General features: G+C 41.7%; 14 protein-coding genes. 9 read left to right on the top strand and 5 right to left on the bottom strand.

What is annotated here, in order from left to right:
* Positions 1-96: 96 nt before the first annotated feature.
* Together mutS and argR are read right to left on the bottom strand one after the other, a co-directional pair.
* Entirely contained in the window at positions 97-2,622 is a 2,526-nt protein-coding gene (gene mutS / locus J2T50_RS05875) for a DNA mismatch repair protein MutS (RefSeq protein WP_253364670.1), read from the bottom strand.
* A 4-nt stretch (positions 2,623-2,626) separates the two neighbouring features.
* Positions 2,627-3,070: an arginine repressor gene (gene argR, locus J2T50_RS05870; protein ID WP_253364667.1), complete on the bottom strand. Its 444-nt coding sequence runs from the start codon at positions 3,068-3,070 to the stop codon at positions 2,627-2,629.
* 114 nt (positions 3,071-3,184) lie between these two features.
* Between argR and argS the strand changes: the two genes are divergently transcribed.
* The gene (gene argS, locus J2T50_RS05865) at positions 3,185-4,873 is read left to right on the top strand and encodes an arginine--tRNA ligase (RefSeq protein ID WP_253364665.1); all 1,689 of its coding nucleotides are present in this window, start codon (positions 3,185-3,187) and stop codon (positions 4,871-4,873) included.
* Positions 4,874-4,958: 85 nt separating this feature from the next.
* Here argS and J2T50_RS05860 read toward each other — a convergent pair whose 3' ends face one another.
* The 3 genes from J2T50_RS05860 to malQ all read right to left on the bottom strand — a co-directional run bounded on the left by J2T50_RS05860 (position 4,959) and on the right by malQ (position 9,375).
* Entirely contained in the window at positions 4,959-5,483 is a 525-nt protein-coding gene (locus J2T50_RS05860) for an ABC transporter permease (protein WP_253364663.1), read from the bottom strand.
* A 94-nt stretch (positions 5,484-5,577) separates the two neighbouring features.
* A complete protein-coding gene (locus tag J2T50_RS05855) occupies positions 5,578-7,839 on the bottom strand; it encodes a glycogen/starch/alpha-glucan phosphorylase (protein ID WP_253364661.1) in 2,262 nt (753 codons plus the stop codon).
* Positions 7,840-7,863: 24 nt separating this feature from the next.
* Positions 7,864-9,375, bottom strand: coding sequence for a 4-alpha-glucanotransferase (gene malQ / locus J2T50_RS05850; protein ID WP_253364659.1), 1,512 nt, complete (start codon positions 9,373-9,375; stop codon positions 7,864-7,866).
* A gap of 309 nt (positions 9,376-9,684) precedes the next feature.
* Between malQ and J2T50_RS05845 the strand changes: the two genes are divergently transcribed.
* The 8 genes from J2T50_RS05845 (at position 9,685) to pulA (ending at position 21,053) form a co-directional block, all read left to right on the top strand.
* Positions 9,685-10,932 (top strand): extracellular solute-binding protein, encoded by a 1,248-nt coding sequence (locus J2T50_RS05845; RefSeq protein ID WP_253364658.1) that lies wholly within the window; start codon positions 9,685-9,687, stop codon positions 10,930-10,932.
* 150 nt (positions 10,933-11,082) lie between these two features.
* Positions 11,083-12,780, top strand: a complete 1,698-nt coding sequence (locus J2T50_RS05840; protein WP_253364992.1) for a glycoside hydrolase family 13 protein — start codon at positions 11,083-11,085, stop codon at positions 12,778-12,780.
* Positions 12,781-12,792: 12 nt separating this feature from the next.
* A complete protein-coding gene (locus J2T50_RS05835) occupies positions 12,793-14,910 on the top strand; it encodes an alpha-amylase family glycosyl hydrolase (RefSeq protein ID WP_253364656.1) in 2,118 nt (705 codons plus the stop codon).
* Positions 14,911-14,936: 26 nt separating this feature from the next.
* Positions 14,937-16,235 (top strand): carbohydrate ABC transporter permease, encoded by a 1,299-nt coding sequence (locus J2T50_RS05830; RefSeq protein ID WP_253364653.1) that lies wholly within the window; start codon positions 14,937-14,939, stop codon positions 16,233-16,235.
* Positions 16,236-17,093, top strand: coding sequence for a sugar ABC transporter permease (locus tag J2T50_RS05825; protein ID WP_253364650.1), 858 nt, complete (start codon positions 16,236-16,238; stop codon positions 17,091-17,093).
* Positions 17,094-17,215: 122 nt separating this feature from the next.
* Positions 17,216-17,992 (top strand): DUF1189 family protein, encoded by a 777-nt coding sequence (locus tag J2T50_RS05820; RefSeq protein WP_253364649.1) that lies wholly within the window; start codon positions 17,216-17,218, stop codon positions 17,990-17,992.
* 10 nt (positions 17,993-18,002) lie between these two features.
* The gene (locus J2T50_RS05815) at positions 18,003-18,986 is read left to right on the top strand and encodes a LacI family DNA-binding transcriptional regulator (protein ID WP_253364647.1); all 984 of its coding nucleotides are present in this window, start codon (positions 18,003-18,005) and stop codon (positions 18,984-18,986) included.
* Between the two features lie 18 nt (positions 18,987-19,004).
* Positions 19,005-21,053 (top strand): type I pullulanase, encoded by a 2,049-nt coding sequence (gene pulA, locus J2T50_RS05810; RefSeq protein WP_253364645.1) that lies wholly within the window; start codon positions 19,005-19,007, stop codon positions 21,051-21,053.
* The last annotated feature ends 5 nt before the right edge of the window (positions 21,054-21,058 follow it).

Here is a 21,058-nt window from a genome sequence, read left to right as displayed (position 1 = left end):
CACTATTAAACACTATTCCTAGAGCCATTGCAATAGCTCTCAGCCATGTGGTCTATTTTGCCTTCTATATGGCAAAAACCCCGACTAAGTGGGGTTCTAAATTTCTTTTTTCAATTCTGCCAAAGCATTCATAGCTTCAAGTGGGGTCATGTTAAAGACATCCAGCTGACGCAATCTATCCAAAACGGGATGTTCTGGATTGTCAAAAAGGTCCAGCTGCTGAACTGGAAACGACTGAGTTTGGACAGGAGCTTCTTGTCCTTGATTTTCCAAGGTTTCAAGAATGGTTCCTGCACGCATCAGCAAATCTTCCGGCATACCGGCAATTTTCGCGACATGAATCCCGTAGGACTTATCCGCAGGTCCCGGGGCAATCTTATGGAGGAAGGTCACCTGACCATCTTGCTCCAAGGTCGACACATGTACATTTTCCAGCTGAGGCAGGCTATCACTCAAGGCTGTCAACTCATGGTAATGGGTCGCAAATAATGTCTTTGCCCCAATCCGGTCATGGATATACTCGATAATTGACTGGGCGAGAGCCATCCCGTCATAAGTCGCGGTCCCACGTCCCAACTCATCAAACAAAATCAATGATTTGTCCGTTGCTAGGCGAATGGCCTTGTTGGCCTCCATCATCTCCACCATAAAGGTCGATTGACCGCTCACCAGATCATCTGCTGCTCCAATCCGTGTGAAAATCGCATCAAATACCGGCAAGACTGCTTCCTGGGCTGGGACATAGGCTCCAATCTGGGCCAATACAACTATAACTGCCAACTGCCGCATGTAGGTTGATTTCCCTGACATATTTGGCCCTGTAATTAGCTGCATGTGAGTCGTCTTGTCCAAGAAAATGGAATTAGGAATGTAAGACTGAGCTCCCATCACTTTTTCCACAACCGCATGACGTCCATCACGAATGGCAATCTTACGCTCAGCTGTAAATCTTGGTCGAATGAGGTGTTGGCGCTCCGCAACAACCGCAAAAGCTTGCAGAACATCGACAGTCGCAATGGTCTGCGCTAGTGCTTGCAAGCGGCCGATGTATTTTTCCACCTCTTGTCGAATACGCATGAAAATATCGTATTCCAAGCTGGCAGATTTCTCACGTGCCTCTAGCATCTGACCCTCGACCTTGGCCAACTCCTCCGTACCATAGCGCTCAGAATTTTTCAGGGTTGCTTTTCGGAAAAAGTGGTCTGGCACACTGCCTAGATTTGAATTGGTCACGTGGAAGTAGTAGCCATCTTTTTTATTGTAATCAATTTTCAGGTTATGAATACCTGAATTCTCACGTTCCTTGGCTTCAATCTCTGCAATCCAACTCGTCCCTTCACGGAGTACAAGGCGATACTGGTCCAGAGTTTCATCAAATCCTGTCCGAATGATATTGCCCTCGGTGATGACCATAGGTGCATCTGGGTCAATAGCCGAGCTAATCAAGGCATGCAACTCAGGAATATTGTCCAATCCTAGAACCAAGCTTCCCAAGGCTTCATGACCAATCTGTTCTAAAATTCCACGGATAGCAGGTACATTGCCCAAAGTCTGCGCCAACTGCAACAAGTCTTTCGGAGTCGTCTTTCCAAACGACACACGGCTGGCTAACCGCTCGATATCGTAGACTCCTTTGAGGCTTTCCGTCAAATCGCTTCTCTCAAAAAAGTGGTCTAAAAATACCTGAACAATATCTTGTCTCTGCTGGATTTTCTCCTGATCAATCAGGGGTCTGTCAATCCAAGCACGCAAGAGACGTAAGCCCATCGCTGTCTTGGTTTCATCTAAAAACCAATAAAGACTGCCGTGTTTTTTTCCTGTTCGGGCATTTTCCAGCAGATCCAGACTCGACTTTGTAGCAAAATCCATTTGCACAAAGTCTTTGATTTCATAGCGGGCCACCTTCTGTAGGTGAATCAAATCCCGCAACTGAGTCCGATGTACATAGCTCAACAATTTACCCGCGACAGCTTTTTCCAAAGCAATCAAGGATTGATCTAGAAGCTGATCATCTTCCAGAGCCTCCAACTCGACCGACAAGAGAAGATTCATCTGACGCGATAGAATGTCTTCTTCGCTCTCTGATAAAGCATAGCCAAGGACCACTTCTCTAGCACGAAGATTGCGAATCTCACTGCATACGCTGGCAAAATCCGTCAAACTCGTCACGTAAAATTGACCCGTAGCCACATCCATATAAGCCAAGGCATAGCTCGCCCCCTGCTTATCAATCGCCACCAAAAAATTACTTTCCGCATCGGGCTTGAGAGAATCTACAACCGTACCAGGTGTGACAATCTGTACCACCTCGCGCTTAACGACACCGATAGCTGTCTTGGGATCTTCCATCTGCTCGGCGATGGCCACCTTGTGACCCAGCTCGACCAAGGTATCAATATACTGCTGGGCAGCATGGTAGGGAACCCCCGCCATAGGAATTGGATTTTCTGCATTTTTATTACGACTTGTGAGTGTCAACTCCAAAATCTGTGCTGCTTCCACCGCATCGTCATAAAAAAGCTCGTAAAAGTCACCCATTCGGAAAAGCAAAAAAGCATCTGGATGATTAGCTTTGATATCCAGATACTGCTGCATTCCTGGAGAAATTTTTTCTACTGCCATGCCCTTACTCCGCTAAAAATTGGTTGATTTCGTCTTCAACCTGCTTGGCAGCTTCTTCATTTCGGCAGATGACCAAGAGAGTGTCTGCTCCTGCAATCGTCCCCAGAATGCTCGACGGCTTTTCTGCGTCAATGATGTTGGCCATCAAGGCTGCCTCTCCAAGGTCAGAATGGAGCACCAAAACAAAGCTCGCACGTTCAACTTTATAAGCATATTGCGCCAAGAGTTTACTGAACTTTTCTTGCTCTTCTTTGATCGCTAGGGAGTAGTAAGAATGGCCATTTTCATAAATCTTGACCAAGCCAATCTCCCGCAAGTCACGTGACAAGGTTGTTTGCGTCACAGAAACGCCTGCTTTTTCTAGATTTTCTTGAATATCCACCTGACGGCTAATTTTTTCTTCACGGATCATCTGTTTGATGAGCTCATGACGTTCTGATTTATTCATTATTTACCTCTAAAATGTATAATTATATGCATATTATAACAAATTTACCGCTTTTTACCTAATACCAACTGAAAATTATGTTAAAATAGAATCAAGAATATTGGAGGAATCATTATGAATGACAAACAATTAGTGGCAGAGCGTTTGGCAGCCGTCATCCCTAGCTTGGATGTGGACCAAATTTTTGCCCTACTCGAAAAACCAAAATCATCTGATATGGGCGATATCGCCTTCCCAGCCTTTTCTTTAGCTAAAGTCGAACGCAAGGCGCCTCAAGCCATCGCAGCAGATATAGCTGAAAAAGTCGAGACTGAAGGCTTTGAAAAAGTTGTCGCTATGGGACCTTACTTAAACTTCTTCTTGGACAAGTCAGCAATCTCAGCAAAAGTTCTCCATACAGTTATCTCTGAGCAAGCAAACTATGGTCAACAAACTGTCGGAACTGGTAAAAGCGTGACATTTGACATGTCTAGTCCAAATATCGCAAAACCTTTCTCAGTAGGACATTTGCGCTCTACCGTTATCGCTGATGCTTTGGCTAATCTTTATACAAAAATGGGCTACCGCAGCTACCGTATTAACCACCTCGGTGACTGGGGCAAGCAATTTGGTCTTTTGATCGTAGCCTACAAACTGTGGGGTGACAAGGCTGCTGTTGAAGCAAATCCAATCGACGAACTCCTCAAATTGTACGTCCGTATCAATGCTGAAGCCGATGAAAATCCTGAATTGGACGAACAAGGACGTCAATGGTTCAAGAAATTGGAAGATGGCGACCAAGAAGCTTGGGACTTATGGAAATGGTTCCGTGATGAAAGTATGGTAGAATTTGACCGTATCTATAAAAAACTCGGTGTCACTTTCGACCACTACCACGGTGAGGCTTTCTACAACGATAAGATGGATGAAGGTATCCAGATTTTAGAAGAAAAAGGTCTTCTGAAAGAGTCCAAAGGTGCCATGATTGTTGACCTTGAAAAATACGACCTCCCACCTGCTCTTATCAAAAAATCAGACGGTGCTACCCTTTACATCACACGTGACATCGCGACAGCTATGTACCGTAAAAAGACTTTCGACTTTGTGAAAAATATCTACGTTGTTGGTCAAGAACAATCTCATCACTTCAAACAATTAAAAGCTGTTTTGAAGGAAATGGGCTTTGACTGGTCTGATGACATGGTTCACGTCTCATTTGGTTTGGTCACAAAAAACAAAAAAAAATTGTCCACTCGTAAAGGAAATATTATCCGCCTAGAACCTACTCTTGATGAAGCTGTTTCACGCGCCTTGACACAAATCGAAGCCAAAAATCCTGACCTTGAAAACAAGGACGAAGTGGCGCACCAAGTTGGGGTTGGAGCTGTGAAATTCTACGACCTCAAGACCGACCGCGACAATGGTTATGACTTCGATCTTGAGGCCATGGTATCTTTTGAAGGAGAAACTGGACCATACGTCCAATATGCTTACGCGCGTATCCAATCTATCTTGCGCAAGGCAAACTTCTCTGCAATTGAAGAGGCTGCTTACTCCCTCAACGATGCTGAAAGTTGGGAAATTATCAAACTCTTGCAAAACTTCTCTGCCAGCATCCAACGCGCAGCTGACAAATACGACCCATCTATCATCGCCAAATACGCGATCAACTTGGCACAAGCTTTCAACAAGTACTACGCGCATACACGTATCCTAGATGAAAATCCTGAGCGTGACAGCCGCTTGGCTCTTGCTTACGCAACAGGTATCGTTCTAAAAGAAGCCCTCCGCCTCCTCGGCGTTGCTGCTCCAGAAAAAATGTAAACAACAATCCCCCAGAGACCAATCTCTAGGGGATTTCTTTTGCAAAAAAAGCCCTGCTAACTAAGTAGCAGAGCTAGGAGTGAGCTTAGATATCTGTCGCGTTTTGCGCTGTATCTGGAAGAACTTTTGGTTTGCGAAGATGGAAGAAAACCGTTAAACCAAAGAAAAGTGCAAAGAGGGCAATTTTAGCGATATAACCACCTAAAATAGTCGCATTAGTCACACTTCGAAATGTCTCATCTGTCATCGTTTGAATTACTGCTCGACCTGCGACAAAGCTATAGGTACTTAAAATCAGAGTGCCAAATAAGTAACCAATATAAATATAAGAAGCTGTTTCCCCCTGTTTACGAACCAAATAAACAACTACCGCGACCATTGCTAACAAGAGGAGTACGGCAAAAATCTTCATAACCATATTAGACTGCAATTCCACTGACGCACGCGTCGTAGAAATCACCTCATCAACATTTGGAATACCTGCTTTTTCATAAGAATGACGAAGTTTTTCCTCATCAAAAGATGTAAAAAATACCGACCAAATACGCGAAAGGCTTGATAGGCCTGACAATACTGCAAAAACAATTAAATGTGTCCAACTCTTTTTCATAAGACACCTCCTTTTTATAAAACATTGTAAGCGTTTCTCTGAAAATTGTCAACACTAAAAAGAACCTGGGACTCAATCCTAGGTTCTATACTATTTATGAAAGTTTCCAGATGTCTTCGTTGTACTGAGCGATTGTACGGTCAGATGAGAAGAAGCCTGCTTTCGCGATATTAACAATAACTTTTTCAAGCCAGCTATCACGGTCTTCGTAGTTTGCCAACATTTGCTCTTTCACAGCGATGTAGTCTTCCAAGTCTAAGAGGGTCATAAACCAGTCTTTGACAATGAGCTCATTGTGGAGGCGTTCCAAACGTTCTGCATTTCCAAGGGCCAATACTTCGTCACTCACGATAAAGTCTACCAATGGTTTGATCGCATCTTTTTCGTAGAAATCACGAGATACATAACCTTGGTTATCATACAAGTCGATGACTGTTTGGCTATCTTGACCGAAGACATAGATGTTTTCATCGCCAACCAATTCATGGATTTCAACGTTAGCGCCGTCTTCTGTTCCCAAAGTAAGGGCACCATTAAGCATAAATTTCATGTTACCAGTACCAGATGCTTCTTTTGATGCAAGTGAAATTTGCTCTGAAATATCTGCTGCTGGAATGAGGAAGCTTGCTGCGGTTACGTTGTAGTTTTCAACCATAACGACTTGCAAGTGTGGTGCCACTTGTGGGTCATTGGCAATCAACTCAGACAAGCAAAGAATCAAGTGAATGATGTCTTGGGCAATGGTGTAAGCTGGTGCTGCTTTTCCTCCAAAGAATACGGTCAATGGACGAGCTGGGATGTTGCCAGCCTTGATATCCAAATACTTGTGAATCACATAAAGGGCATTCATCTGTTGGCGTTTGTACTCATGAAGACGTTTGATTTGGATGTCGAAGATAGAATTTGGATTGATGTTCACACCTTGATGTTGGTTCAAGAAACGTTGCAATTTGCGTTTGTTGTGTGTTTTGATTGATTCCAATTTTTCTTTAACAGCAGCATCTTCTTTGTAGTTGAGGAATTCTTCCAATTGAGCTGCGTCGCGATGGTAAGCTGTACCGAGTAAGCTATCCAAGTAGTGAGACAAGCTTGGGTTACAGTGCATGAGCCAACGACGGAAAGTAATACCGTTTGTTTTGTTGTTGAATTTTTCTGGATAAAGGTCGTAGAATGACTTGAGCTCAGAAGACTTAAGAATTTCTGTATGGAGGGCTGCTACACCGTTGACTGAATAGCCATAGTGAATATCCATATGTGCCATGTGCACACGACCAGATTCGTCAATGATATAAGTTGAGCTATCTGATACTTCTTCTTTCACACGACGGTCCAATTCTTCAATGATTGGTACCAAGTGTGGTACAACTTCTTGCAAGAAGTCCAATGGCCATTTTTCCAATGCTTCTGCCAAGATTGTGTGGTTTGTGTAGGCAGTCATTGATTTTACGATTGAAACAGCTTCATCAAAGTCGATACCACGGTCTGTCAAGAGACGGATAAGTTCTGGAATCACCATTGATGGGTGAGTATCGTTGATTTGTACGACAGCGTAGTCTGCCAAATCATGAAGGTTACTGCCTTTTTCAATCGCTTCGTCAATCAAGAGCTGAGCTGCATTTGACACCATGAAGTATTGTTGGAAGATACGGAGCAATTCTCCTTGACGGTCTGAGTCATCTGGATAGAGGAAGAGTGTCAAGTTCTTCAAGATATCTGTCTTATCAAAGTCAATGCCTTGACCAATAATGCTGCTATCTACAGAGGCCAAATCAAAGAGACGTAGGCGGTTTTTCGTTGCTGTTTTGTAACCTGGTACATCAATGTCATAAAGAGTAGAAGTCAAGTTAAAATGTGCGAAAGGTACTTGGTAAGAAACTGCTGATTTGGTCAACCAGCTGTGGTCCGTAATCCATTCGTTTGGTTCTGTAAATTGTTGGTTGTCTTGGAAAACTTGTTTGAAGAGACCGAAGTGGTAGTTGAGACCAACACCGTCACCGTTCAAGCCAAGTGTCGCAATTGAGTCAAGGAAACAAGCTGCCAAACGACCCAAACCACCATTTCCCAAAGATGGCTCTAATTCCATGCTTTCAATCTCAATCAGGTCTTTACCTGCTTCTGTCAATTGAGCTTTCACTTCATCGTAAAGTCCAAGGTTAATTAAGTTATTTGACAACAATTTACCAATCAAAAACTCAGCTGAAATGTAATAAACTTTTTTCTTGCCTTGATTGGTTGGTTTTGCAGAACTTGTTTGTTTGCTGAGTTCCAACAAAGCATAGTAAAGTTCTTGGTTATCGCATTCTTGAATGGTTTTATTGTATTTTTCCGAAATAAATCCTTGTAAATTAAGTGTCATTTTTTTCTCCATTTTTCTTGATCTTTAGTGAAATTTCGCCTCTGTATTGACGCGACGATAAGTTTCTGTATAGTCTAGCAATTCTGCTTCAATAGCTGGGGTCAATTGGTCTGCGGTCATGCGCCATACCCAGTTGCCGCCTAGAGTATTTGGCAAGTTCATACGTGTGGATGCATCCAAGTCTAGCAAGTCCTGCATAGTGATAACTGCCATAAAGGCCACAGATGAGAAGAGCATACGGAACATGGCTTGACGAACAGTTTCGTCTGGGCGACGATTGCTGTATTTGTCAAGGAAGTCACGTCCTTCTTGTCCCATTTCAGCTTCATACCAACCTTTTAGCGTGTGGTTATCGTGTGTTCCTGTGTAGGCCACCACATTGTTGCAATGGTTATGTGGCATTTCGATGCTGTCTCCATTTGGATTAAAGGCAAATTGCAAGACTTTCATACCAGGGAAGCCTGTTGTTTCACGCAATTCAATCACCTTGTCCGTTACAGAACCAAGATCTTCTGCGATGATATTCAAATCGCCGAGTTCAGCCTTGATGGTTTCAAAGAGTTCAAAACCTGGTGCCTCAACACGATAGCCGTTAACAGCTGTTTCTTCTCCCGCAGGGATTTCCCAGAAAGAAGCAAAGCCGATGAAGTGATCGATACGAACCATATCGTAGATTTTGAAGCTTTCACGAAGACGAGCAACCCACCAAGTAAAGCCATCTGCTTTCATCGCATCCCAGTCATAGATTGGATTGCCCCAAAGTTGACCAACTGCAGAAAATCCATCTGGTGGACAGCCGGCAACAACACTCGGACGACCTTCTTCGTCTGTCTTGAAGAATTGTGGATTTGCCCACATATCAGAAGAGTCTGCAGCGATATAAATCGGCATATCTCCGACAAATTCAATGCCGTGTTCATTTGCATAAGCTTTCAAAGCATGCCATTGGCTAAAGAAGAAGTACTGTGTCACACGGTGGTAGTCAATGGCATCCGCCAAACGAGCACGATAGTCTTCCAAGGCTTGCGGTTGACGCAAACGAATCGCATCGTCTTCCCATTCTGTCCAAGCCTTCAAATCAAAATGCTCTTTGATAGCCATGTACTCAGCAAATGTATCCAACCAATCTTTTTGTTCTTCTAAGAAAACTTGGTAGCCTGCTGGTGCATCTTGTTCTTTGAAACGAACAACTGCTTTCTCCAAGATAGGACGGCGTACTTGGAACAACTGAGCATAGTCTACCTGACTAGGATTGTCTCCAAAGAAAACTCCATCCAAGTCTTCTGCAGTAAGCAAGCCCTGCTCCACCAAGAAATCCAAATCAATAAAGTTGGTATTTCCTGCGAAGGCTGAAAATGATTGGTATGGAGAATCTCCATAACTTGTTGGACCCAGCGGTAAAATTTGCCAGTACCGTTGTTTTGTTCGTACTAGAAAATCAACAAAGTCATAGGCAGCTTTCCCCATAGAACCGATGCCATATCGACCTGGTAGAGACGAAATGTGCATGAGCACACCACTTTGACGTTCTTTCATATATAGTTTTACCTCACAATGAGTATCATTCCCCAAACGCGCAAACGTTTGCTTAGGACTATTATACATTGTTAGCGCTAACAATGCAAGAAAAAATTGATATTTTTGAAATTTAATAATTTTTTAGAACATTTCTTCTATTTTATTTTGCCTTTTCAATGTTTTTTAAAAAATCGTTTTTAAAAAAATATTCTCAAAAACACCAGAAAATACTTGCAAGCGTTTTCTGTTTGTGATATACTGCTAGTGAATAAGGAAAACGTTTGCGCTACCGCTCAAGCATTTCTAACAACAATAGGAGGTCCAATTATGAATTGGAAAAAATTGACTGTCGGCACTCTATCTCTTGCTTCTGTAGCAACTCTTGCTGCATGTGGTAATTCTTCTGATAAAAAGGCTGAGTCAGATTCTAAGACTCTGACAGTTTCTGTTGACAAGGGATACGTTGATTACATCAAGAGTATTAAAGGGAAATTTGAAAAAGACAATGGCGTAACCATCAAAGTAAAAGAAGAGGGTATGATTGACACTCTGGATAAATTACCTACTGATGGACCAACTGGTGGAGCTCCGGATATCTTTGTCGCTCCTTACGACCGCGTTGGAGGACTTGGTTCAGATGGACAAATTGCTGAAGTATCACTCAACAACAAAGATCAATTTGATAAAACAACTCAAAGCTTAGTAACTTTAAATGGCAAAGTCTACGGAGCGCCGGCTGTTATCGAAACGCTTGTTCTTTACTACAATAAAGACCTCATCAAAGAAGCTCCAAAAACATTTGCTGAGTTAGAAGCTCTTCAAAAAGATTCAAAATATGCATTTGCGGGTGAAGATGGCAAGGCAACTGGTTTCCTTGCTAACTGGACAAACTTCTATTATGCTTATGGCCTGTTAGCTGGTTATGATGGCTATGTCTTTGGTAAAGATGGTACGGATCCTAAAGATATCGGCCTTGGCAATGAAGGGGCTGTCAAAGGACTTGAATACGCTAAAACTTGGTATGATATGTGGCCTCAAGGTATGCAAGATACTACTAAAGCAGGTGACTTCATCAATGAACAATTTACAAAAGGTAAGACAGCTGCGATTATCGACGGACCTTGGGCAGCCAGTGCATTGAAAGAAGCTGGTGTCAATTATGGAGTAGCAACTATTCCAACACTTGCCAATGGCGGTAAATATAAAGCATTTGGTGGTGGTAAAGCTTGGGTTGTTTCAAACTACAGCAAAAACATGAAAGTTGCTCAAAAATTCCTTGACTACGTAACAAGCGAAGATAATCAAAAAGCCTTCTACGACAATACTCAAGAAATTCCAGCAAACACACTTGCTCGCACTTACGCTTCAGAAAAAGGTAACGAATTGACTTCAGCGGTTATCGCACAATTTGCCGATGCTCAACCAATGCCAAACATTCCTGAAATGGCGGAAGTATGGAATCCTGCAGCTACAATGTTCTTTGATGTGGCTTCAGGAAAGAAAGCTGCTAAAGACGCTGCCAAGGAAGCAACAAAAACTATTAAAGAAACGATTGAACAAAAATATGCTCAATAGGTTAGTACAGATATCACACTAGTCAAGTGTTCTGTATTACCAACAAAGAAAAAGCTGATTCAGATCTATTTCTGTTCAGTTTTTTCTCTCCTTGCTAAACTACCTTGGTTAGGAGAGAAAAGATTGAACAGACTCAAAAGAAAGGCTACTATGAACAAAGCAGGATTTTTACATATTCCAGACTCTAGATATTGTTTTGCAACTTCCGACTACGAATTAGTCATTCGTTTACGAGTCGCTAAAGAAGACAAGCATCTTCATTTTTCTCTCGTTTACGGCAACAAATACCATTACCATCTTGAACAAAAAGAAAAAAAACTTACACTCAAATACATAGATCATCTCCATGCCTATTATGAAGTAAAATTAACCTTGAGCGATTTACGTTTAGCTTATGTGTTTAGGTTTGAAGAGGACGGAAAAACCTACTATTTTAGTGAAAGTGGTATCACAGAGACCTATGACTTTAATTATGCTTTTTATGACTTTTTCCAAATGCCTTACATCAATCCAGTTGACGTCCATCAAGTAGTGGATTGGGCAGATAGTGCCGTCTTTTATCAAATCTTTGTTGACCGCTTTTCCCGCGGAGATATGGAGAAAGATGACGCATATATCAATATGGCTTGGACAGATAAACCATTGCCAACTAGCTTGGCTGGTGGGGATTTGGAAGGGATTCGTCAAAAATTATCCTACCTCAAAGAATTAGGGGTTAATACAGTTTATTTGACACCTATCTTCCAATCCAACAGCAATCACAAATATGATATCAACGATTACTATAGTGTAGACAAACATTTTGGTAGCAAATTCAGTTTGAAACAACTAATTGACGACTTACATGACTTAGATATGAAAATTGTATTGGATGCTGTCTTCAACCATAGTAGTGATTTGCTACCAGAGTTTCAGGATGTCCTTTCTAAAGGGAACGAATCTGTCTACTTTGATTGGTTCATGGTTCACGGCGACCACGTAGACCAAGAGAATCTCAATTATGAAACATTTGGAGCGGTGGCGCAAATGCCTAAATTAAACACTTCCAACCCCAAAGTTCAAGATTATCTACTAGAAATCACACGCTATTGGACACAAGAATTCCAATTAGACGGATGGCGCCTAGATGTATCGGATGAAGTTTCGCACGATTTTTGGAAACAATTTAGAAAAACTGTCAAAGCAATCAATCCAAACCTCATTATTATTGGTGAAAATTGGCATGATGCTTACCCGTATCTACAAGGTGACCAATATGATAGCATTATGAATTACGCATTCACCAAAGCTTGCTTAGATTATTTTGCAAACGATAACCTATCTTCTCAAGACATGGCAGAACGACTGAATCACATTCTCATGAGAAATACTGATGCAGTCAATCGCATGAATCTCAATCTCTTAGACTCACATGATACACACCGCTTCTTTACACAAGTTAACAAATCAGTTGATAAACTGCTAGCTGCTACAGCCCTTCTCTTTACTTTTACAGGGATCCCCTGCCTCTATTACGGTACTGAATTAGGAATGGAAGGGGGATATGACCCTGACTGCCGTAGAGGATTTAATTGGGATGAGACCAGCTGGAACCACGAATTGCTATCAAAAATGAAGCAGATTATCGCCTTGAAACAAAATAGCCTTATCCAAAATGGAGATATAGCAATCACTGCTACCAACAATCTCCTGTCGCTCAAACGTAGTTCTAAGGATTACACCTTAGAACTACTCATAAATAATGGGGAGGAGGCAGATGCCTATGTAGAAAATGTAATTGTCGAAAATGGTTTCTCTAACAATAAGTTAAAGAAAAATGGTTTCTTAATACACTTATCACCTCTCTAGGAGAAAATAACTATGAAAAAGAACAAGAAATATATCATCCCTACCTTAGCGACTATTGCACTATCTACTCTATTTAGCACTGTACAAGCTGATGAAGCAAATGCAGTCACAAATAAAGCAGACTTCTCAACCGATTCTATCTACCAAATTGTCACAGATCGATTTGCTGATGGCGATACTAGCAACAATGCACAAGGAGAATTATTCGATAAGGCTGACCCTCGTAAATATCACGGAGGTGACTGGCAGGGAATTATCTCAAAAATCAAAGATGGCTATTTGACCAAAATGGGAATTTCAGCAATCTGGATTTCTTCACCTGTAGAAAATATTGAAGTTATTGACCCATCTTCAAAAAGTGCTGCTTACCATGGTTATTGGGCTAAAGATTTTTTCCGTACAAACCAACACTTTGGTAGCATGGAAGATTTCAAAGAATTAGTGGCTGTGGCACACCAAAATGGTATCAAAATCGTCATCGATTTTGCACCTAACCACACATCAACTGCTGAATATCAAGGATTTACATTTCCAGAAGATGGTGCACTTTACCGAGATGGGAAATTAGTAGGGAAATTTAGTAGCGACAGCGAAAACATCTTCAATCATGAATCTTGGTCAGACAAACCTGATTTAGAAAATGGAATTTATCACAGCCTATATGGCCTCGCAGACTTGAATAATCTCAATCCAACAATTGATAACTATATGAAGGATGCTATTCAATTGTGGTTAGACATGGGAGTGGATGGTATTCGAGTAGATGCTGTTAAACATATGTCTCTTGGTTGGCAAAAAAACTGGTTGAGCAGCATCTATGAAAAGCATAATGTGTTTGCTTTTGGTGAATGGTTTGTCGGAGGAACTGACAATGACCCAGCAATGTCACAGTTTGCTAATACTAGTGGTATGAGTCTACTCGACTTTCGATTTGCAAATGCCGTTCGAAATTTGTATACTAATCTTTCAGCTTCAATGGGAGATTTCTATAACGTATTGAAAGCAACAGAGAACGATTACGAAGAGGTCAGTGACCAAGTTACATTCATCGATAATCACGATATGAAGCGTTTTTCAACTATAGTTAACGGGAATCAAATAGCTGTACATCAAGCTTATGCTCTCTTGCTGACCTCAAGAGGTGTTCCAAATCTTTACTACGGTAGTGAGCAGTACGCACAAGGCGAGGATGACCCAGCTAACCGTGGGGACATGACTAGCTTTGATCAAAATTCGCTAGCTTACCAAGTCATCAGTAAGTTAGCGCCACTCCGCAAAAGCAATCAAGGTCTGGCTTACGGAAATACACAAGAACGTTGGATTAACCAAGATGTCCTTGTTTTCGAGAGAAAATTCGGTGACCACGTTGCTTTGGTAGCTGTCAATAAAAACCAATCTCGTTCTTACCAAGTTACAGGCGCACATACGGATTTACCAGATGGAAAATACTCAGATAAATTGGATGGCATCTTAGGCGGTTCCGAATTAGTCGTTTCTTCATCTGGAGCTATCCAAGACTTTGAATTATCTCCTGGTGAAGTTGCAGTCTGGACCTTTGAAGGTAAAGGACAAGAATTGAACTTATCCGATGTAGACACCTCAATGGGCTTACCTGGCAATACAATCGTATTAACCGGACAAGGTTTTGGTACAAAAGCTGGAACTGTATCCTTCAATGATACTAACACACAAGTTCTTGAGTGGAACAATACTTTAATCAAGGTGAAAATTCCTCAACTAACAGCTGGTTCTTATGCTATTTCAGCAACAACTAGTGCAGGTACACGCAGCAATGCTTTCGCAAACTTTGAAGTGTTGTCTGGCAAACAAGTTCCTGTACGTTTGAAAATCAATAACTTCTCAACATCATGGGGAGAACAGCTATACCTAGTCGGAAATGTTCCTGAATTAGGTGGCGGAGACGTCAACAAAGCAATTGGGCCTCTCTTTAACCAAACACAATCAATAGCAAGTTACCCTAATTGGTTCTACGATGTTAGCCTTCCAAGCAACACAGACATTCAATATCAATTTGTCAAGAAAGATAGCAATGGCAATGTTGCATGGAAAAGCGATTACAGCAACTTCAAAACAGGAGATCAGGCTACCACCCTTACATTAAAAGAATAAATACGTAGTTTCAGAAAGGAGACACAATGGAACAAAAACAACAGAACCCTCGCCTAGCCATGTGGCTTTCCCTCATTCTAGGACTGGGGCAATTCTACAACAAACAGAAGGCGAAGGGGACTTTACTCCTTGCTGTCTTCTTTCTTGAATTAATTGAAATAGTTACCTTTGGTATCCCTGCTATCCACGGATTAATCACCCTCGGGGATACACCTGTTATTGATCACTCCCTATTCCTATTAATCAAGGGAGCAATGCAGCTAATTCTCTTCCTCGTAATGATTATCGTCCATATTATTTGTATGAGGGATGCAAAAAAGACGGCTGAAATGCTCAATCAAGGAATGAAAGTTCCTATGACAGCCAAAGAAACTCTGCAAACAATTTACGAGAACGGTTTTCCTTATTTATTAACAATTCCTGCTTATTTAGCCATGACTTTTGCTATTGTCTTTCCTGTATTAGTGACCATCTTTATCGCTTTTACAAACTACGACTTTAGACATATTCCTCCACAAAAATTACTGGATTGGGTTGGCTTCAAAAATTTTGTGAATATGGTCGAGCTTAGCACTTTCCGTAGTGCCTTCTCGTCTGTTTTATCTTGGACATTTATTTGGACTTTGGCAGCTTCTACCTTACAAATTGTAGTAGGTGTAGCTACTGCTATCATTGCAAATCAGCCATTCATCAAGTTCAAACGTGTATTCGGGGTCATTTTCCTCCTCCCTTGGGCTGTGCCTGCCTTTATTTCCATTATGAGTTTTGGAAACTTTTTCAATGACTCTATTGGTGCAATGAATGTGCAAGTTTTACCTTTCATTGAGAAAATTTTACCATTCCTTGACTTTGGGATTGTTCCTTGGAAAACAGATCCTACTTGGACAAAAATAGCTGTTGTAATGGTACAGGGTTGGCTTGGTTTCCCTTATATCTATATCTTGGTATCTGGTATTCTACAATCTATTCCATCTGACCTATATGAAGCAGCCATTATTGATGGTGCTAGTGCTTGGCAAAAATTCTGGAAAATTACACTTCCAATGATTTTAGCTGTAGCCGCTCCGACCTTTATTTCACAATATACTTTCAACTTTAACAACTTCTCTATCATCTACCTCTTTAATAACGGTGGACCTGGTAGCGTTGGTGGTGGTGCAGGTTCTACAGATATTTTGATTTCTTGGATTTACAAGTTGACTACTCAGACTTCACCTCAATTTTCAATGGCGTCTGCAGTTACTTTGATTATCTCACTGATTGTCATATCTGTATCCCTCATTACCTTTAAAAAATTCAATGCATTTGACATGGAGGACCGATAAATGACAGGAAAATTTCAAAAAAGTTCTCTAAAGCGTAATCGATTTCTCTCTCAATTCTTTACCTACGCTTATCTTATTCTACTGGCAATTATTATACTGTTTCCGATTTTAGTAACTGTTAGTTCAGCCTTTCGACCAGGAAATATCACCTCCTTTACCTTCACTCTGGATGGTGTTTGGACAGTAGAGAATTTCCGAAGACTGTTTACAGAAACTCTATATGGTCGTTGGTATATGAACACTTTGATTGTTGCCTTCTTCACGATGCTCATTCAAGTAACAGTCATTACTTTAACAGGCTATGCTTACAGTAGATATGACTTTGTGGGTCGTAAGAAAAGCTTGCTGTTTTTCTTGGTCATCCAAATGGTTCCTACCATGGCTGCCTTAACCGCCTATTTCGTTATGGCATGGCTCTTCAATGCCCTCAACCATTATTGGTTCCTAATCCTAATTTACGTAGGTGGTGGTATTCCAATGAACGCTTGGCTTATGAAAGGGTACTTTGATACTGTACCGTATGACCTTGACGAGTCTGCCAAGCTGGACGGAGCTGGTCATTTCAAGACCTTCTATCAAATCGTCCTCCCACTGGTAAAACCTATGATTGCCGTACAGGCCTTGTGGGCATTTATGGGACCATTTGGAGATTTCATGCTGGCAAAATTCTTACTTCGTTCACAAGAAAATTACACAGTAGCCGTCGGACTTCAAACGTTTATTATTGATGCTAAAAATCAAAAAGTAACTCTCTTTGCAGCTGGTGCTATCCTCATTGCTGTTCCAATCTCTATCCTCTTCTTCTTCCTACAAAAGAACTTTGTTTCTGGTTTGACAGATGGTGGTACGAAAGGATAGTTGACAAGTTTCCCTACAAACTTTATAGTAATGTAGAAAGCTTATTACACAAAAGAAAGTGGTGCAAGAGTACTTGTCCCATTTTCTTTTTCTGGTCATATGGACCTTAGAAAGGCATTTCTATGCTACCTTATCCATTTTCTTACTTTGCAAATACATTCTCAGCTCAGCGCATTTTTGCTGGTCGGAAGAGATTAAACTTTTGGAAAGGTCTGCTCACTAGTCTTTTTCTAATTGCACTTTTGGTGTTTCCAAATAGTCTGCACATCGCTCGTATGGATTCCTATCCCTTAGATACGATGATTCCTGGCATCTATAGCCCTCTGACTCCTCAAGTGATGGACGATTTGAAGCAGATTACGATTACTGATGGCAAACTCAGCTACACTGGAAAAGATCATGGGCAAGTCTATTTTGATGAAACTGCTCACCAGCTAAGCGGATTTTCCTACCAATTGGCCACCAAGCAGATTATCCTTCGAAATGACGACAAGACACTGGCTGAAATTTCATACAAAGATCTGAAAACTAGTGATTTCCAATCTAGAAAAGAGCTGACACAGGCTCTATCTAAGGCTTGGTTCAAGACAAACCGTGCCAGTATCACTCTTCTTCTAATCACCGTATCCAGTCTTCTTTTAGGAGTGAATTTCCTCATTTTGCTCTTGGGAGCAAGTGGTATTCTCTACCTAACTAAGCGGTCTAAATTGTTTGATTTTACGAGCTTTGGTCAATGTGTGACCTTTACTCTAAACTGCTTGGGCATTCCAACCCTAGTTGCCTGCTTAACTGGACTATTTGGTGTTCAGATTGCTAACCTTATCACAATACAAAATGCACTTTTTGTGCTACTCTTAATCTGGGTATTTTTCAAAACAAAATTCAAAGATCAAGCATAGGGAGGCAATTATGCGTACTACTATCAAAGACGTGGCAAAATTGGCTGGTGTCTCGCCATCTACTGTCACTCGCGTTATCCAAAATAGCTCTTCTATCAGCCAACAAACAAAAGACACTGTTCGCAAGGCCATGCAAGAGTTAAATTACCATCCAAATCTCAATGCTAGAAGCCTTGTCAGCAGCTACAGCCAAGTGATCGGGCTCATTCTCCCTGTGGAGTCGGACACCTTCTACCAAAATCCCTTCTTCCCTCAGGCTTTGCGGGGGATTTCTCAGGTTGCTGCAGACAACGGTTACGCCATCCAGATTAGTACAGGAAAAGATGATAATCAGCGATTAGAAGCTGTTTCTCAGATGGTTTACGGTCGTCGGGTGGATGGGCTGATTTTCCTCTATTCACAACCAGATGATCCGCTTGTCAAGTTAGCACTGCAGCATAACTTCCCGTTTCTCGTTTTAGGGAAGGCTATTTCTCCTTTTGTCTCTCTGGTGGACAATGACAATATTCAAGCATGCTATGAAGCAACCGAATATTTTATCAAAAAAGGATATAAAAACATTGGTTTTGTCGGTGGGAACAAGGAATTGGTCGTTTCACAAGACCGTTACGAAGGCTATAAACAAGCACTTAAAGCCTACGATATTCCACTTGAAGAATCCAAGGTCAAATTTTCTGCCGGTTTCCTTCTGGAAGATAATTCGTACAAGATTATTCAGAAATTGGTCAAACAACCTCTTGACGCCATCGTCACAACCGACACCATCGTAGCTGAAGGGGTCATGGCGTATCTAGATGAAATCGGACTCAAATTGCCGATCATCTCCTTTGACTCAGTTCGTCCAAAGGTAAAAGTCGATGCCTATGTCGATATCAACGCTGTAAAACTAGGACAAGAAGCACTCAAAACACTCCTACAAATCATCGGTGACAGCAAGGAAAATCGTCAAATCTGCTACCGTCAACTGATTCCACATACTATCATTGAACTTTAGAAAGGAATTTCTCGGCTCATGGCCTTACGTCAATTCAAAGCTTTTTTAGATACAGAACAGCTCATCCGTGTCCAAATGGATGCCAGCCTCCCACACGAAAACATGGTTTTCCGTCTGGAAAACGAAACAACCAACCTCCAACTAAAACTCCTCTCCACAGTTGAAGAACAAGATACGATTACCTTCCAACTGAAAAGCCCTCATAAAGTTGATTTGAAGTCTTTTTACACGATTCTTGACCAAGACCGTAACCACACAGAGTTGGCTTTTGGAGACATCGTCCGCAGCAAAGTCTTCGATAAAACTTTTGCCTACAAAGGCACAGACCTAGGTGCAACTTACAGCTCTAAGAGCACAACTTTCCGTTTTTGGGCCCCAATTTCAAGACAGGCTTTTGTGGTCATTGAGGGGACTCCTCATGCCATGGAAAAAGGAAAACAAGGCAGCTGGATAGCTACAGTTTCTGGCGACTTAGAGGGGAAAACTTACTGCTACCTTCACCGTGTCAATGGAGAATGGCTTGAAGTACATGACCCTTATGCACTTTCTTCGCAAGCCAATTCTGGCCATAGCTACATCGTCAATCCAGACAAATTCGTAAAACCACTCCCTCTTGAAAAGACGCTCCCGATTTCGCAAGCTATTATCTATGAAATGAGCGTCCGTGATTTTTCACAACAAAAAGAAGCAGGTTTCCAACATGCCAGTCAATTTATGGGCCTTACCGAATCTCCAACACTCGACGGACAAAGTATTGGTTTTGACTACGTGAAAAATCTTGGCATTACACACGTTCAGCTCATGCCTTTGTATGACTTTGGAAGTGTCGACGAAACGCAGCCTCAGACAGTTTACAACTGGGGCTACGACCCCGTTCAGTACAATGTTCCTGAAGGATCTTTCTCATCAAATCCAAACGATCCCTATGCACGAATCATCGAACTGCAAGAAGCCATCAACCACTACCACAAGGCTGGTATTGGAGTAACCATGGATGTTGTCTACAACCACGTTTACAACGCAGATACCTTCGCTTTTGAGCGCATCGTTCCAGGTTATTTCTTCCGCTATGACGACAAGCGTCAGCGCGTATCCGGTACCTTCTGCGGCAATGATGTGGCCAGTGAACGCGCCATGGTTGGACGTTACATTCGTCAATCTCTCAAGCAGTGGGTTGAACTCTATGGATTTGACGGTTTCCGCTTTGACCTTATGGGAATCCTTGACGCGGATACAATCAATGCAGCGGCTCAGGAATTGCGTGCTATCAATCCGGCTCTTTATCTCTATGGCGAAGGCTGGAAAATGGCTACCGGACTTGACTTTGATCAACTCGCTCATCAATATAATGCAAAAAAACTTCCTGATATCGCATTTTTCAACGATGACTACCGTGACAGCTTCAAAAAACTCATCCTCAATCCACAACGATTGGTTGAAAAGCAAGAGCACGAAAAAATACAAAATCTACTAGCTGCTAGCCGAAATGGACATTATATCAGTCCAGAGCAATCACTCAACTACATCGAGTGCCATGACAATGCAACTGCTTTTGACTATTTCCACATTGAGGATCCAAGTTGGACCGTTCATCAGCAAAAACGGGCAGCTAGCTTTGGTCTGCAGCTGACATTGATTGCTCAAGGAACAGCCTTCCTGCATAGCGGTCAAGAATTTTTCCGTACCAAGGATGAAATTGATAACACTTATAACATTCCTGATAGCGTTAACCGCCTCGATTGGACACGTGCGCTTACTTACCAAGAGCATGTTCAATTTATCAGTCGGCTCATCCAATTCCGCAAGGAACATCCTGTGATGACACAGGCAGATTACGATAGCATACACACGGTCAGCGATTTCTACTGGTTGACAGAGTTTGTACTCCGCTACACACTTCGCCAAGGCGATGAAGAATTGCAATTTATCATCAATTTTGCATCGACAGATTTTGAATTTGCAAAAGAAGCAGATCAAACCGTGCTATTCAACTATCCTCCGCTAGAAGCTCAAACGGAAGAACCATTCACTATCGCGGGTCAAAGCATCTGTATCTTAAGTAATTAAAAAAC

This window comes from Streptococcus gallinaceus (genome assembly GCF_024170225.1).
Lineage (GTDB): Bacteria > Bacillota > Bacilli > Lactobacillales > Streptococcaceae > Streptococcus > Streptococcus gallinaceus.
Note: the sequence above shows the minus strand (reverse complement) of the source record. Positions and strands in the feature narration are given on the sequence as shown.

Coding starts and splice junctions, on each gene's coding strand:
- mutS (WP_253364670.1), bottom strand. CDS start 2,622: ATGGCAGTAGAAAAAATTTCTCCAGGAATGCAGCAGTATCTGGATATC.
- argR (WP_253364667.1), bottom strand. CDS start 3,070: ATGAATAAATCAGAACGTCATGAGCTCATCAAACAGATGATCCGTGAA.
- argS (WP_253364665.1), top strand. CDS start 3,185: ATGAATGACAAACAATTAGTGGCAGAGCGTTTGGCAGCCGTCATCCCT.
- J2T50_RS05860 (WP_253364663.1), bottom strand. CDS start 5,483: ATGAAAAAGAGTTGGACACATTTAATTGTTTTTGCAGTATTGTCAGGC.
- J2T50_RS05855 (WP_253364661.1), bottom strand. CDS start 7,839: ATGACACTTAATTTACAAGGATTTATTTCGGAAAAATACAATAAAACC.
- malQ (WP_253364659.1), bottom strand. CDS start 9,375: ATGAAAGAACGTCAAAGTGGTGTGCTCATGCACATTTCGTCTCTACCA.
- J2T50_RS05845 (WP_253364658.1), top strand. CDS start 9,685: ATGAATTGGAAAAAATTGACTGTCGGCACTCTATCTCTTGCTTCTGTA.
- J2T50_RS05840 (WP_253364992.1), top strand. CDS start 11,083: ATGAACAAAGCAGGATTTTTACATATTCCAGACTCTAGATATTGTTTT.
- J2T50_RS05835 (WP_253364656.1), top strand. CDS start 12,793: ATGAAAAAGAACAAGAAATATATCATCCCTACCTTAGCGACTATTGCA.
- J2T50_RS05830 (WP_253364653.1), top strand. CDS start 14,937: ATGGAACAAAAACAACAGAACCCTCGCCTAGCCATGTGGCTTTCCCTC.
- J2T50_RS05825 (WP_253364650.1), top strand. CDS start 16,236: ATGACAGGAAAATTTCAAAAAAGTTCTCTAAAGCGTAATCGATTTCTC.
- J2T50_RS05820 (WP_253364649.1), top strand. CDS start 17,216: ATGCTACCTTATCCATTTTCTTACTTTGCAAATACATTCTCAGCTCAG.
- J2T50_RS05815 (WP_253364647.1), top strand. CDS start 18,003: ATGCGTACTACTATCAAAGACGTGGCAAAATTGGCTGGTGTCTCGCCA.
- pulA (WP_253364645.1), top strand. CDS start 19,005: ATGGCCTTACGTCAATTCAAAGCTTTTTTAGATACAGAACAGCTCATC.